A 13,539-nucleotide genomic window follows, 5' to 3' on the forward strand; every position below is an offset into this window, starting at 1 on the left:
TTCTAAAGAAAAATAACATCATGAAAAAAACAATCTTATTATTCTCTACGCTATTTTTCCTTATTGGGAATGTAGTAGTTAAAGCTCAGGAAGCTAAAAAACAACCTGCTAGTCCGCCTGCAAGTGTTACAGAAACTCTAAACAATGGCACTAAAGTAACTATCAATTATGCACAACCGGGTATTAAAGGTAGAACTATCGGAAAAGAGATTGCTCCTTATGGTAAAGTTTGGAGAACTGGTGCAAACGCAGCTACTCAGTTTGAAATAAGTAAAGACGTTAAAATTAATGGTAAAAGCTTAACTGCTGGAAAATATGCTTTATTTACTATTCCAGGAGAAAAAGAATGGGTTGTAATTTTTAATAAAACTTGGGACCAATGGGGAAATTACAAATACAAAGAAACAGAAGATGCGCTTAGATTTACTGTAAAAGCAGAGAAAGCTAAAGAGTTTATGGAAAGAATGACATTCACTATTGCTAAAAACGGAGAAGTAGCTTTAGAATGGGGAAATGTTCATATAGACTTTATGGTTAAATAAGTCTTTTAAAAGACGATAAAAAAGAGGCTGTCTAAAAATCATATTTGTCACATTGAGCGGACCTTTGTTGTCATCCTGAGCGAAGTCGAAGGATAAGAAAAGGCTTCGACTCCGCTCAGCCTGACACAAAGTGGTGATTTGAGACAACCTCTTTTTTTATTTTTAAAGGATTTTAACCGCCTGTCTGGCTAGTAATTCCCAATTTCCATTGTCTTTAACAAAAACTAAGAGGATATGTAAATTCACATGTCCGGGTTTACCACCATCATTGGTATCGGCTGATAATTTATGTCTAACAATAGCTGTATTACCCGTTACATGGATAGTTTGATCAGCTAAATCTATCTTCACAAAATCAGATTTTCCACTAGCAATTGCTTCTACAAAAGCAGCTTTATCTTCTATTTTGCCACCAGAATGCCCATAACTTAGGTTTTTGGATGCTATACTTTCTAAATCGGCTCGGTTACCGCTAACCATAGCATCACGCAGCTTTTCCACGGCTATGCTAACTTCTTTTTCCGCTTTTGTTTGTGCAAAAGCACCAGTAATTGTTGTCATAAAAAATAGAATTAAAAGAGGTAATTTTCTCATAATTTATAATTGGTTTAAAATAAATACTTACCTACGATAGGCATTCTTCTACCCATTCCAAAAGCTTTAGGCGATACTCTTAAAATCGGAGGTGTTTGATAGCGCTTAAATTCGGCATTATTAACCAGATTTAAAACTTTTTTAACCAAATCTACATCAAAACCTTGTTCTATGATTTCTTTTGAGCTTTTCTTAAGCTCAATATACTCAAATAGTATTTTATCAAGGATATCATATTCAGGTAAAGAGTCAGAATCCTTTTGATCGGGTCTTAACTCGGCAGATGGTGGTTTAACAATGGTGTTTTCAGGAATAATTTCTCCATTTCTATTAATATACCTTGCCAGTTGAAAAACTTGTGTCTTGTAGCAATCACCTATCACAGAAATGGCTCCACACATATCTCCATATAATGTTCCGTAACCTACTGCAGCCTCACTTTTATTACTGGTATTGAGCAAAACATACCCAAATTTGTTAGACATAGCCATTAATAATACTCCCCGAGAACGGGCTTGTATATTTTCTTCAGCTAAGTTTGGCGCTAAACCTTCAAACTCTGGACTAAGTGTATCTTCAAAAGCTGCTGTTACTGGAGCAATAGGCAATGTAGTATGTTGGCAGCCAATATTTTTCACTAAATCTAGAGCATCTTTAACAGAATGATCCGAAGAATACTTAGAAGGTAATAATACAGCCATCACATTTTCTGCACCTAAAGCTTCACATGCTAATGCACAAACCACAGCAGAATCTATGCCTCCTGACAAGCCTAGAATAGCTTTTTTAAATCCTGATTTTTGAAAATAATCTCTCACACCCAAAACCAAAGCTTGGTGCACTTGTGCTGTATCTGATGGTCTTTCATTAGCCTCGCTTAAAACAATGGAGCTTTTAACCTGTCCAACATCAAAAAGCTGAACATCTTCTTCAAAATATTTAAGCTCTGATACGATATCTCCTGCTTTATCAAAAACTAAAGAACCGCCATCGAAAATCAACTCTGTATGCGCCCCAACTTGATTTACATAAAACAATGGGATTTGATATTTATGGCAGTTTTGAGAAAGTATAACAATCCTTTGCTCATCATGATTATAGGCAAAAGGCGATGCCGCAATATTGACCATAAAGTCTGGCTCTTCCTTAATAAGCTCATCCATAGGACAAGCTTTATATAAAGGGTTATCGCCTAAATTCCATAAATCCTCGCAAATGGTAACTGCTATTTTATAGCCCTTATAATCTACGCACTTGAATTCATGGGCTGGTTCAAAATATCTATATTCATCAAAAACATCATAAGTTGGCAATAAGGCTTTTCTTATTACCTGTTTAATCTCTCCATCAGCTATAAAGTAGGCCGCATTATATAAATCTTTCCCCTCTAAAACTGGATTTAATTCTGGCACACCTACAATACAAGCTATACCTTTACAGGCTTCAGCTATTTTTAACGCTGCTTGTTTACATAAAGCTATAAACTCCGGATATTCTAAAAAATCTCTCGGAGGGTAACCGCAAATACTTAATTCTGCAAAGACAACTAAATCTGCCCCAGCTGCTTTCTGCTCTGTTATAGTTTGTATAATTTTCTGAGTATTAAACTCAAAATTTCCGATATGATAATTTAATTGTGCTAGTGCTATTTTCATAACTGAGTATTCGCTTTGTATTTATTTCTTTAAAAAAACACACCAATATTTATACCTATATAAGCGTTTTTCAAAGATCCATCTCCTTTTTTGATGTCTGTAAAACCATTATCAAAATTTAAACCTGCTAATATTTTGGTTCTTCCCGTAGTACTTATCTCGGCACCAGCACCAATAATGATAGAGCCTCTGTAAAAAGCAGTCTGGTTATAAATATCCCTGTTATCAGCATTGTCTGCCGTAATGGTTGATGTATTATCTTGTTTAGCTTTGATATTTAATCCATTTCCTAAACCAAACTCGCCAAAAAACTTAACCCCATTGTTATCATTAGTTAATAGTTTAAGCTTAGCAGGAATTTCTATGTATTGGAGTTTAAAAACTTGCTCAGAATTTGTAATTCCTGCTACGGTTTCTGTTCTACCATTAATGGTGGTTAACTTTAACCCTGTGCTAAAGGCATAATTTTCTGCAAAATTTATATCTGCCAAAAGGCCATAAGAAAAACCTAATCTTACACCTTTGCCATCTACATTATCAATATCAGATTTTACCCATCCTAGAGTTGGATGTGCTGTTAATCCTAATTTAAAAGCTGGTTCTTCCTCATCTTGGGCTAAAACACAAAAACTTAAAAATAGAAAGGGAAATAGTAATAATATCTTTTTCATAACTTCGGTAATTAAAAATTAGTCTGATGATTCTTAAAGCAAAAATCTGTCCCAAAAGTACTTTTTTTTTTCTGATATGCTTGTTTGCTTGTATTTCATGTAAACAAGAAAATAAAGTAGATGTAAGCAATATTAAAGTAGACCTTAAAATCAAAAGATTTGATCAAGACTTAGCTAAAGTAAATCCGAACCAGCTTGCTACAGCCTTACCTCAATTACAAAAAGAATATGGGGCTTTTTATCAAGATTATTTTGAGAAAATCTTAAATACCGGACCAACATCTGACACCACTTATTATCCAGTTGTAAAAGATATTTTATCAGGTGCTCCTTATCAAGATTTACAAAAAGAAACCCAAGCAGTTTATCCAAATTTAGATGCTCAAATCCCTAAACTTACAGATGCTTTTAAACATGTTAAATATTACTATCCAGAAATAAAAATACCTACGCTTATTACCTACATTTCGGGCTTTCAGGTACAAACGCCCATCGGTGAAAACTATATTGGTATAGGTTTAGATATGTTTTTAGGCAGTAATTCTAAGTTTTATCCAGCACTGGTAGAAAGTATTCCTATGTATATCAGTAAAAGGTTTACACCTGATAATATCACTCCAAGGGTAATGGAAGTATTGGCCCGCGAAGAGTTATTTCCAGAATCAGATGCAGAGAAAAGCTTATTGGATAAAATGATTTACAATGGAAAGATTCTTTATTTTTTAAGTAAAGTACAACCTCATGTTGCTGATAGTGTGCTTATTGGTTATACCAAAGCACAGGCCGAGTGGGCGAGCAATTTCGAGTCTGATATTTGGGCCTATTTTTTAAGTGAAGATTTACTTTATGATACCGATTATTTAAAAATACAGAAATACTTATCAGAAGCACCATTTACACCTGGCTTGGGCGATAAAAATAATTCTGCACCAAAACTTGGATTATTTATTGGCTGGCAAATTGTAAAGCATTATATGCAAGAAAATCCTGAAACAACTTTACAAAATCTGATGTTAGAAAAAGACTATCAGAAAATTTTAAAGGATTCTAAATACAGGCCCAATCAAAAATGAAAATAGGTATAGTTTTAAGTGGAGGCGGGATAAGAGGAATTGCTCATTTAGGTGTTTTAAAAGCTCTTAAAGAAAAGAAAATCCCTATCCATCAAATTACAGGTACAAGTGCCGGAGCTATTGCAGGTGCTTTATTTGCTAATGGAATTGACCCTTACGATGCACTAACCATCTTCAAAAAAACGCAACTACTTCGCTTATTTAGACTAGCCATTGGACGTCCGGCACTTTTGAAGCTAGAATCAACTTTTTCATTATTTTTAGATTACCTCCCGCATGATAGCTTTGAGAAACTAAAAATACCTTTAACCGTTACTGCAACTAATTTTAATACGGGTAAGCTCACTTATTTTAACTCGGGCACTTTAATTGATAAGGTAATGGCTTCTAGTTGTATACCAGGAATTTTTAGTCCCATAGAAATAGAAGGTGATTTTTATGTTGATGGTGGTGTGCTTAATAATTTCCCTTTAGAGCCTTTACAAAATAATTGCGATTACATTATTGGTTCATCTTGCAACCATTTACCTGAAATAAAAAAGCTACGTAACATGAAACATGTTATTGAAAGAGCTGCTACTTTATCTACCAATCATGATATGGAAGAAAAAAGGAAAGGAGTAAATATATTAATTGAACCGCATGGTTTAGGCGAAACCGGTATTTTTGAGATTAGCAGAGCTGAAGAAATATTTTGGATAGCACATGAAGAAGCGCTAAAACAAATACGCGAAAGTGAATCTTTAACGCAAATTATCTTGGGCTTAAAAAAGAAAAAGCCCTGAGAACCTCAGAGCTTTTACCTAATATTTTAATTTTTATTAACCTTTTAAGATTTTGAAAACACCACCTATAGAGATGAAAGAACCTATAAAAGTTAAAGCCCATCCAAGTAAATCTACAACTGTAGAATGCTCTATAAATTGTTTAATGTATACACCAAATAGAGTTACAAAAACTCCTAAGATAATTACTTTATAATGAGAAGGGTTATTTGCGTTTACCATAACTTAAATATTAAAGCTTTATGCTGCAAAAATATAAAATAGTTAGATATAGTCGCTAATTTATTTCACAAAATTGTAGCGTATAAACATTAGAAAACGTAAAGCCTTTAAAATATGATTATGAAAATTATATATCCTCTATTTATTTTAAGCATTTTCATGATGTCTTGTAATAATCAAGAGAATGATAAGATTTGTCCAACGGCTTTGTGCGCTCCTCCTACTCAAAATTTAAGACTTAAAATAACAGATAAAGGCTTGAGTAATCTTATTTTTAATACAGGCAGACTACAACAGGCAGATTTAAGTATTTATAGCTTTAGATTAAAAGAAAATATCAGCTTTAATGTTGATAGTACGATAAGTACAACCAGGTATATCAGTTTTAAAACAAGCATCTCAGACGAATTTATCATTAAAGTTGGCACTGTTTTGTCTGATACTTTAAAAGTTGAAACTAAATTTTTAGATAAAGATTGTTGTGGTACTTTACAAATTACCAAACTTTCTTTTAATAACAAAGTACTACCACTTACAGCCGATAATACCATCGTTTGGGAAAAACCTTAACAATATATATTTATACATTAACCTTAACGCCTCTTTAACCATCATGGTAAAGAGGTGTTTTTTTATTCCTATTTGCAAGGATGCTGAAACAAAGAACCTTAAAATAAAAAAAGAGGTTAGAAAACTAACCTCTTTTTTACTTAATATCTGTTTACTAATCTTATCCGTTAGATAATGCTGCTGCACCACTCACAATCTCAGAAAGTTCTGTAGTAATTGCAGCCTGACGAGCTTGGTTATAAGCTAATTTCAATTTTTTAAGCAAATCTCCAGCGTTATCAGTTGCTTTATCCATAGCAGTCATCCTTGCACCATGTTCAGAAGCGTGAGAATCTAAAACAGCTTTGTAAAGTTGTATTTTGATATTTTTAGGAATCAATTGCTCTACAATTTCTTCTTTAGAAGGTTCAAGGATATAATCTGTATTTGAAACTTGATTTTCAGAACGCTCTGCTTTAGGCACTGGTAATAATTGTTCTACAGTTAAAATCTGCATTGCTGCATTTTTAAACTGGTTATAAACAACTTCTACTTTATCAAATTGGCCTTTAACAAAAGCATCCATCACGCTTTCTGTAATAACAGAAACGTTTTCAAAATTAAGATCCGAGTAAAGCTCATTATTGTTACCAATAACATTATAATTACGCTTCTCGTAATAATCTTGAGCTTTTTTACCAATAGCTATGATATGCAGATTACCGCTTTTGTGGTAAGAATCATACTTTTCTGCTATTAAATTATTAGCAGTTTTAATTGCATTTGTATTAAAAGCTCCGGCTAAACCACGGTTAGAAGTTACTACAATTAATAGTACATTTTTCACTTCCCTTTCCTGAGTGTATACAGATACCCCATCTTCTAAACTAGCAGAAAGATTAGCTAAAATCTCTTTTAGTTTGTTAGCATAAGGACGTAATTGTATAATAGCGTTAGTAGCTCTTTTTAACTTAGCAGCCGAAACCATTTTCATAGCTTTGGTAATCTGCTGAGTAGAACTTACAGATGCAATTCTAATTCTTACTTCTTTTAAATTTGCCATTTTCTAGTATTGAGAATTGAGTAGTGAGTATTGCGATTGATTTACTATATACACGATACACCCTACTCAATACTAAAATTAATATTTATCAGAAACCTCTTTTGCTACTGTTTCTAAAACACCTGTTAGGCTATCATCAAATTTACCAGCTTTTAAAGCAGCTAAAACTTCTGGATGACGTTGCTCTAATTGTGTTGTATACTCCAATTCAAATTCTCTTACTTTGTTTACTGGTACATTTCTCATTAAATTCTTAGTACCAGCGTAAATAATAGCAACTTGTTTTTCAACCGTTACCGGAGAAAACTGACCTTGCTTCAAGATTTCTACGTTACGAGCTCCTTTATCTAAAACCAATTTAGTTGATGCATCTAAATCTGAACCAAATTTAGAGAATGCCTCTAACTCACGATATTGTGCTTGGTCTAATTTTAATGTACCAGCAACTTTCTTCATTGATTTAATTTGAGCGTTACCACCTACACGTGATACAGAAATACCAACGTTAATAGCCGGACGAACACCCGCGTTAAATAAGTTGGACTCTAAGAATATCTGACCATCAGTAATCGAAATTACGTTAGTTGGGATATAAGCAGAAACGTCACCAGCTTGAGTTTCGATAATTGGTAATGCCGTTAAAGAACCACCACCTTTTACAATACCCTTGATAGACTCAGGTAAATCGTTCATTTGTTGAGCGATTGAATCATTAGAGTTGATTTTTGCAGCTCTTTCTAACAAACGACTGTGAAGATAGAAAACGTCTCCAGGATAAGCCTCACGACCAGGAGGACGTTTCAATAATAACGATACCTCACGGTAAGCTACTGCTTGTTTAGATAAATCATCATAAACAATTAAAGCCGGTTTACCTGTATCACGGAAGAACTCACCAATAGCAGCACCTGCAAATGGAGCATAGAATTGCATTGGAGCAGGATCTGAAGCTGATGCTGAAACTACAATGGTATAAGCCATTGCACCTTTTTCTTCTAACGCTTTAACAACGTTTGCTACAGTACTTGCTTTTTGACCAATAGCTACATATATACAAAATACAGGTTGTCCTGCATCGTAAAATTCTTTTTGATTGATGATAGTATCAATACATACTGCTGATTTACCAGTTTGACGGTCACCGATAACCAACTCACGCTGACCACGACCAATAGGAATCATCGCATCAATAGCTTTAATACCTGTTTGTAGTGGCTCTGTTACTGGCTGACGATAGATAACACCCGGTGCTTTACGCTCTAAAGGCATTTCATAAGTTGTACCTGTAATAGGTCCTTTACCATCAATTGGCTGACCAAGAGTGTTAACTACACGACCAAGCATACCTTCACCTACATTAATAGATGCGATACGTTTTGTTCTTTTAATGGTATCACCTTCTTTAATCTCGTCAGAAGCACCTAACAATACCACCCCAACATTATCTTCTTCAAGATTTAGTACAATACCTTGTAAACCAGTTTCAAACTCAACTAGCTCACCAGCTTGTACTTTAGTTAAACCATAAACACGGGCAATACCGTCACCCACTTGGAGTACAGTACCAACCTCTTCTAATTCAGTTTCAGACTTGAATCCCGACAATTGCTGACGTAAAATCGCCGAAACTTCATCTGGTCTTACCTCTACCATCTTTTATTTATTTAAGATATTAATTTTAATTTTTCTACTTAATTAGCTTACGCTACTACTCTTTGTGCAAAATCTTTTTTAAGTTGATTTAACTTACTTGAAATACTAGCATCAAATTGCTTATCTCCAACAGTTAAAACAAAACCACCAATTAAACTTTCGTCTATAGTAGCATTTAATATAACCTCGCCACCTGTAACTTCTTTTACTTTAGCAATGATATCTGCTTTTGCAGTATCTGATAAAGCTACTGCTGAAGTTACTTTAGCTGTTACAATGTTTCTATATTGATTGTATTGATTTAGAAATTCTTTAGAAGTTCCAAATAGCACTTCTGCTCTTCCTTTATCAATAAGAATTTTAAGAAAAGCTTTTGTTGTAGCATGTACTTTATCTCCAAATAATGCAACCAAAATGCTATTTTTCTTACTTATTGGGATAATTGGATTTTTAAGTACAGTTTGCAATTCAATACTAGCTTTAACTGTATCTACAAATAATTGCATATCACCTTTTATCTGCTCCAAAGCATTTTGCTCTATTGCAAGATCTATAAGTGATTTAGCGTATCTTGATGCTACTTTAATTTCTGACATTTTTTTAAAAGTTTAATTCAAAAATCAAAATTCAAAAACCTAAATATCGCTTTGAATTTTTAATTTTTACTTTCTATTTAGCTCAGCTTAACATCCTTTAATAACTCGCCAACAAGTTCTTCTTGCTTTTGCTTGTCATTAAATTGCTGACGCATAATTTTTTCTGCAATTTCTAAAGATAAAGAAGCAACTTGGTTTTTAACCTCATCTAAAGCAGCTATCTTTTGGTTGTTAATCTCTAGCTTTGCTTTTTCAATTAATTTAGCACCTTCTGTCTGAGCCTGTGTTTTAGCTTCATTAACAATCTGGTCTTTAATTTCTTTAGCTTCTTTTAAGATAGCATCACGCTCTGCTTTAGCTTGTTTTAAAAGGGCCTCATTTTCGTTTGATAAACGAGCCATTTCTTGCTTAGCTAATTCTGCTTTATTTAAAGCATCTTCAATAGAACGCTCACGCTCATGAATAGCGCCTAACATTGGCTTCCATGCTAATTTCTTTAAAATAACAAGTAAAATTAGAAAGGATACTAATGTCCAAAAAACCAATCCAATACTAGGAGTTACTAATTCCATAAAAATTTATATATGTTGTTACTAATGAATGTCTTTTTAAAAAACCGGAAATACAGCCAATCGCTAGATTTCCGGTTTTATTAGCGATAATTCTCCTTATGCAGGATTATTACCTAATAATGCAACTACCACACCGAATAAAGCAACACCTTCTACAAGTGCCGCAGCGATGATCATAGCAGTTTGAATTTTTGAAGCAGCCTCTGGCTGACGAGCAATACCTTCCATTGCTTTACCACCTACTTGACCGATACCAATACCAGCACCGATTACTGCTAAACCTGCACCTATTGCAGCGATTGAACCTACCATAACTTTAATTTATTATATGATTGTTAAACAAAATGTTTCTAAATATTTAGTTGGTTAGTTTATTAGTTGAATAGTTTCTTAGAAAAAACCTCACTATTCATCTAAATTTTATTAACCCTCTAATGGTGATGCTCTTCTACAGCTGTACCAATAAACAATGCCGTAAGCATCGTAAAGATAAAAGCTTGTAAGAAAGCAACTAAAAGCTCTAATACATCCATAAACAAAACGAAAGCAACTGAAACAGGAGCGATAGCTAATGTTTTAAAGATGAAAATAAGAGATATTAAACTTAATACGATAATGTGACCAGCTGTAATGTTTGCAAACAAACGAACCATTAAGGCGAAAGGCTTAGAGAAAACTCCAATAATTTCTACCACCCACATGATAGGTAATAACCAAAAAGGAACATCTGGCTTAAAGATGTGAGCCCAGTAGTATTTATTACCGTTGATATTTACAACAATAAGAACAATAAACGCTAGCACCATAGTAACCGCTATATTACCAGTTACGTTTGCACTACCAGGGAAAATAGGAACCAAACCTAGCAAGTTATTAAACCATATAAAAAAGAATATAGTTAATAAAAGAGGCATAAATTTCTCGTATTTGTATCCAATATTAGGACGAGCAATATCATCTCTAACAAATACAATTAATGGCTCTAACCAAGACTGTAAACCTTTAGGTGCTTTCCCTACACGTTTTTTGTAAGAGCCTGCAACACTAATAAAAATCACTGAAATTAAAATAACTGATATAAACATAGCAGCTACGTTCTTAGTGATAGAAAAATCTAAAATAGAAACTGATTCATCAACAGTGCCGTCAGCTTTTAAAGCTTTAATATGCTCATGCTCATTTACGTATGTATAATATTTACCAGCGTATGGTTTTGGTGCATGATGCTCATCCATTAAATTAGCTGAAGAAAAAACTTCTAAACCTTGAGGAGTGTATAAAATAACTGGAAGAGGTAAACTTGTATGACCCCATAAGTGCCAGCTATGCCCATCGCTAATGTGCTCCAATATAGTTACTGTTGGATCAAATTTTTCTTCTGCTACAGCATGATGTCCTGCTTCTGCTCCTGCCGGTTCAATGGTTGCATTTTCTTGATTTGAATAGGCATTAAATGACAAAAACGCTAAGAAAAGTGCGAATAACGCCTTTAATCCAAAATTTTTATAATTTAAAATGTGGCTAAAATCCATTGATTCCGTGTTTTTTACTTTTTAATTTGGTGGCGCAAGTTAAGTAACAAACAATAAATTTCAAAGGTCGTAAAGGATAAATAAATAGAAAAAAAATTTATCACGAATAAAATAGGGTCTATTTTAAACTTATTGAGATAGAAAAGCACCACTATCATACTGATTAACAGTCTAATAACTATAGCCCCCATCACAACAAAAACTTGCCCCTCACCTCCTTTTTTTATCCCAATATAAGAAACAAAGAAAACCATAAGGGTAATGACCGCCATAAAACTAAATATCACCCAAAATTTAGGGATAAAAAACGCTGCTAAACCTAATGGCCCTTGAAGCAAGCTAGCCAAGCCAATTAAGAAAATTGTGAAGATGGTAAACCAGATAAAAAATTTTGAAAGACTCAATTTGAAGTTTTGTTTATTCCTTTTAAAACTGTATAAATAGCGATGATAACACCAAGCAAACTTAGTATACCTGTGATGATAGGTGTTTTACTTGCCCGAGATTCATCAATTTTATATCCCACAAAGGTAAAAACTCCTATGATACTAAACATCTGAAAAGCTAATCCAGAGTATTTAATATAATTGTTTACAGTTTTAAGCGGTGGCTTCTTGTCTTTCTGCTCTAACATCAAATAGGCTTTTTTCTGTAATAGACTTGGTTTGAGATAAACCTGTTTGACAATGACCTGTAAAATTGGCTCCGTTTTCTACAACTAATTTATTAGATGATATATCGCCATTTACCTTTGCTGTAGCTTTAAGGTATAATATTTCCGAGCTAGAGATGTTTCCGTTTACTAAGCCAGAAATTTCTGCAGAGTCTGAGTTGATATTACCTCTAACTTCGCCTGTTTGCCCAATAACTACTTTTGCTCTTGATAATAAGTTACCTGTAATTTTCCCATCTATTCTTATATCTCCACTTGTTTCCAAATCACCTTTAATTTCTGTACCAACACCAACAATATTGATAGAGCCTGCTTTTTGCTCGCCTCTCAAGGTGTCTTCCTTTTTTTTCTGAAACATGATATTGTGTTTAAAAGGTTATATAATTCTCTGGGTTTACTGGCGAACCATTTAACCAAAGTTCAAAATGCAAATGAGGACCGGTTGTATATTCACCGCTATCGCCAACTACGGCAATTACCTCTCCTGCTCTTACGAAGCTACCAACTTTCTTTAACAAAGCAGAACAATGCTTGTAAAAAGATAATATATTATTTGCATGTTGGATGGCAATTACATAACCCGTTTCTGGGGTAAAGTTTGAAAAAACTACTGTGCCATCTAAAGTTGCTTTAATATTTTCGTTTTTTCTGGTTACTACATCAACAGCATAATGTTGCTGGTTATTATCAAATTTTGAGGATATTTTTCCTTTCACCGGACTAAAAAACGAGAAAGTTGCTATTCCGCTTTTTGCACCTGAACTGCCTTCACTCAAATCAAACCTTCCTTCAGATTCTATCAGTTTCCTTAACTCCTTTTCATCATCAGAAAGTTTCTGACTAAGCTTAATACTATCAGATTTGATATGAGTATCTTTTGGCTTACTTAATTTATCTTGATCTAGCTTTCCGCTAATGATTTGGTTAAGATTTTCTAAATACAAATCATTTGCTTTAACCAATTTCTCTAAGGAATCTACCTTAGCATAGGTTGATATAATATCTCTTTTGTTATCTATATCTGCCACACCAATAATATATTCTCTTAAAGGAGTAATCTTTATAACGATGATCGTGAGAAAAACTAATATAATAGCAAATGCTGATGTACCTATTAATAAGTACCATAAAGAAGCTCTAAACGATGCTTTTTCTTCAAAAGTATCATCATTAAGAACAACCAACTTATATTTTTCTTTTAAACGGGCCGAGAGTTTTTTTCTTTTACTCATCCTTTCCTAAATATTCTGCTCTTATTAATATCTTTACAATGGTGAATATTGGCAATATAAAATAAATTTGCTCGTATTTAGTTGTAATATTTAAAATCAGCATTTTGAGATTCCATAAAATTAATAG

At 33.5% G+C, this 13,539-nt stretch carries 17 protein-coding genes; 4 read left to right on the plus strand and 13 right to left on the minus strand.

Annotated features, from left to right (window positions below):
• The first annotated feature begins 20 nt into the window (after positions 1-20).
• Positions 21-542 carry a DUF2911 domain-containing protein gene (locus GJJ64_RS07750; protein ID WP_154287199.1) on the plus strand — a complete coding sequence of 174 codons (522 nt, stop codon included), beginning with the start codon at positions 21-23 and terminating at the stop codon, positions 540-542.
• Positions 543-704: 162 nt separating this feature from the next.
• On the opposite strand, the gene GJJ64_RS07755 is transcribed toward GJJ64_RS07750, so the two are convergent.
• From GJJ64_RS07755 to GJJ64_RS07765, 3 genes are read right to left on the minus strand one after another with little or no spacing between them, the layout of a single operon-like run.
• Entirely contained in the window at positions 705-1,103 is a 399-nt protein-coding gene (locus tag GJJ64_RS07755) for a nuclear transport factor 2 family protein (RefSeq protein ID WP_229655496.1), read from the minus strand.
• A 47-nt stretch (positions 1,104-1,150) separates the two neighbouring features.
• Positions 1,151-2,791 carry an NAD+ synthase gene (locus tag GJJ64_RS07760; RefSeq protein ID WP_154287203.1) on the minus strand — a complete coding sequence of 547 codons (1,641 nt, stop codon included), beginning with the start codon at positions 2,789-2,791 and terminating at the stop codon, positions 1,151-1,153.
• A gap of 29 nt (positions 2,792-2,820) precedes the next feature.
• Positions 2,821-3,462, minus strand: a complete 642-nt coding sequence (locus GJJ64_RS07765) for a porin family protein (RefSeq protein ID WP_154287205.1) — start codon at positions 3,460-3,462, stop codon at positions 2,821-2,823.
• A 26-nt stretch (positions 3,463-3,488) separates the two neighbouring features.
• Between GJJ64_RS07765 and gldB the strand changes: the two genes are divergently transcribed.
• On the plus strand, positions 3,489-4,535 hold the full coding sequence (gene gldB / locus GJJ64_RS07770) for a gliding motility lipoprotein GldB (RefSeq protein WP_154287207.1): 1,047 nt from the start codon (positions 3,489-3,491) through the stop codon (positions 4,533-4,535).
• A complete protein-coding gene (locus GJJ64_RS07775; RefSeq protein ID WP_154287208.1) occupies positions 4,532-5,320 on the plus strand; it encodes a patatin-like phospholipase family protein in 789 nt (262 codons plus the stop codon). The genes gldB and GJJ64_RS07775 overlap by 4 nt, the downstream gene beginning before the upstream one ends.
• 36 nt (positions 5,321-5,356) lie before the next feature.
• On the opposite strand, the gene GJJ64_RS07780 is transcribed toward GJJ64_RS07775, so the two are convergent.
• Positions 5,357-5,542, minus strand: a complete 186-nt coding sequence (locus GJJ64_RS07780) for a hypothetical protein (RefSeq protein ID WP_154287210.1) — start codon at positions 5,540-5,542, stop codon at positions 5,357-5,359.
• Between the two features lie 120 nt (positions 5,543-5,662).
• Between GJJ64_RS07780 and GJJ64_RS07785 the strand changes: the two genes are divergently transcribed.
• Positions 5,663-6,112, plus strand: a complete 450-nt coding sequence (locus GJJ64_RS07785) for a hypothetical protein (RefSeq protein WP_154287212.1) — start codon at positions 5,663-5,665, stop codon at positions 6,110-6,112.
• Positions 6,113-6,272: 160 nt separating this feature from the next.
• Here GJJ64_RS07785 and atpG read toward each other — a convergent pair whose 3' ends face one another.
• The 9 genes from atpG to GJJ64_RS07830 form a co-directional block, all read right to left on the minus strand.
• Positions 6,273-7,154 (minus strand): ATP synthase F1 subunit gamma, encoded by an 882-nt coding sequence (gene atpG, locus GJJ64_RS07790; protein ID WP_154287214.1) that lies wholly within the window; start codon positions 7,152-7,154, stop codon positions 6,273-6,275.
• 78 nt (positions 7,155-7,232) lie between these two features.
• Complete coding sequence (atpA, locus tag GJJ64_RS07795) at positions 7,233-8,807, minus strand: F0F1 ATP synthase subunit alpha (protein ID WP_154287216.1); 1,575 nt, start codon at positions 8,805-8,807, stop codon at positions 7,233-7,235.
• A gap of 47 nt (positions 8,808-8,854) precedes the next feature.
• Complete coding sequence (gene atpH / locus GJJ64_RS07800) at positions 8,855-9,403, minus strand: ATP synthase F1 subunit delta (protein WP_154287218.1); 549 nt, start codon at positions 9,401-9,403, stop codon at positions 8,855-8,857.
• Between the two features lie 77 nt (positions 9,404-9,480).
• A complete protein-coding gene (gene atpF / locus GJJ64_RS07805) occupies positions 9,481-9,975 on the minus strand; it encodes a F0F1 ATP synthase subunit B (RefSeq protein ID WP_026905006.1) in 495 nt (164 codons plus the stop codon).
• Positions 9,976-10,071: 96 nt separating this feature from the next.
• On the minus strand, positions 10,072-10,287 hold the full coding sequence (gene atpE / locus GJJ64_RS07810; RefSeq protein WP_026905005.1) for an ATP synthase F0 subunit C: 216 nt from the start codon (positions 10,285-10,287) through the stop codon (positions 10,072-10,074).
• A 119-nt stretch (positions 10,288-10,406) separates the two neighbouring features.
• Complete coding sequence (gene atpB / locus GJJ64_RS07815; protein WP_154287220.1) at positions 10,407-11,507, minus strand: F0F1 ATP synthase subunit A; 1,101 nt, start codon at positions 11,505-11,507, stop codon at positions 10,407-10,409.
• A 400-nt stretch (positions 11,508-11,907) separates the two neighbouring features.
• Positions 11,908-12,141 carry an AtpZ/AtpI family protein gene (locus tag GJJ64_RS07820; protein WP_154287222.1) on the minus strand — a complete coding sequence of 78 codons (234 nt, stop codon included), beginning with the start codon at positions 12,139-12,141 and terminating at the stop codon, positions 11,908-11,910.
• Complete coding sequence (locus tag GJJ64_RS07825; protein WP_154287223.1) at positions 12,107-12,538, minus strand: bactofilin family protein; 432 nt, start codon at positions 12,536-12,538, stop codon at positions 12,107-12,109. Before GJJ64_RS07825 ends, GJJ64_RS07820 begins: the two co-directional genes overlap by 35 nt.
• Before the next feature lie 10 nt (positions 12,539-12,548).
• The gene (locus GJJ64_RS07830; RefSeq protein WP_154287225.1) at positions 12,549-13,412 is read right to left on the minus strand and encodes a M23 family metallopeptidase; all 864 of its coding nucleotides are present in this window, start codon (positions 13,410-13,412) and stop codon (positions 12,549-12,551) included.
• Positions 13,413-13,539 lie beyond the last annotated feature (127 nt).

Source organism: Pedobacter puniceum (assembly GCF_009674685.1).
Taxonomy (GTDB): domain Bacteria; phylum Bacteroidota; class Bacteroidia; order Sphingobacteriales; family Sphingobacteriaceae; genus Pseudopedobacter; species Pseudopedobacter puniceum.

Bases quoted from the DNA above. Each gene is read 5' to 3' on its own strand.
- GJJ64_RS07750 (WP_154287199.1), top strand. From the start codon at position 21: ATGAAAAAAACAATCTTATTATTCTCTACGCTATTTTTCCTTATTGGG.
- GJJ64_RS07755 (WP_229655496.1), bottom strand. From the start codon at position 1,103: ATGACAACAATTACTGGTGCTTTTGCACAAACAAAAGCGGAAAAAGAA.
- GJJ64_RS07760 (WP_154287203.1), bottom strand. From the start codon at position 2,791: ATGAAAATAGCACTAGCACAATTAAATTATCATATCGGAAATTTTGAG.
- GJJ64_RS07765 (WP_154287205.1), bottom strand. From the start codon at position 3,462: ATGAAAAAGATATTATTACTATTTCCCTTTCTATTTTTAAGTTTTTGT.
- gldB (WP_154287207.1), top strand. From the start codon at position 3,489: ATGATTCTTAAAGCAAAAATCTGTCCCAAAAGTACTTTTTTTTTTCTG.
- GJJ64_RS07775 (WP_154287208.1), top strand. From the start codon at position 4,532: ATGAAAATAGGTATAGTTTTAAGTGGAGGCGGGATAAGAGGAATTGCT.
- GJJ64_RS07780 (WP_154287210.1), bottom strand. From the start codon at position 5,542: ATGGTAAACGCAAATAACCCTTCTCATTATAAAGTAATTATCTTAGGA.
- GJJ64_RS07785 (WP_154287212.1), top strand. From the start codon at position 5,663: ATGAAAATTATATATCCTCTATTTATTTTAAGCATTTTCATGATGTCT.
- atpG (WP_154287214.1), bottom strand. From the start codon at position 7,154: ATGGCAAATTTAAAAGAAGTAAGAATTAGAATTGCATCTGTAAGTTCT.
- atpA (WP_154287216.1), bottom strand. From the start codon at position 8,807: ATGGTAGAGGTAAGACCAGATGAAGTTTCGGCGATTTTACGTCAGCAA.
- atpH (WP_154287218.1), bottom strand. From the start codon at position 9,403: ATGTCAGAAATTAAAGTAGCATCAAGATACGCTAAATCACTTATAGAT.
- atpF (WP_026905006.1), bottom strand. From the start codon at position 9,975: ATGGAATTAGTAACTCCTAGTATTGGATTGGTTTTTTGGACATTAGTA.
- atpE (WP_026905005.1), bottom strand. From the start codon at position 10,287: ATGGTAGGTTCAATCGCTGCAATAGGTGCAGGTTTAGCAGTAATCGGT.
- atpB (WP_154287220.1), bottom strand. From the start codon at position 11,507: ATGGATTTTAGCCACATTTTAAATTATAAAAATTTTGGATTAAAGGCG.
- GJJ64_RS07820 (WP_154287222.1), bottom strand. From the start codon at position 12,141: ATGTTAGAGCAGAAAGACAAGAAGCCACCGCTTAAAACTGTAAACAAT.
- GJJ64_RS07825 (WP_154287223.1), bottom strand. From the start codon at position 12,538: ATGTTTCAGAAAAAAAAGGAAGACACCTTGAGAGGCGAGCAAAAAGCA.
- GJJ64_RS07830 (WP_154287225.1), bottom strand. From the start codon at position 13,412: ATGAGTAAAAGAAAAAAACTCTCGGCCCGTTTAAAAGAAAAATATAAG.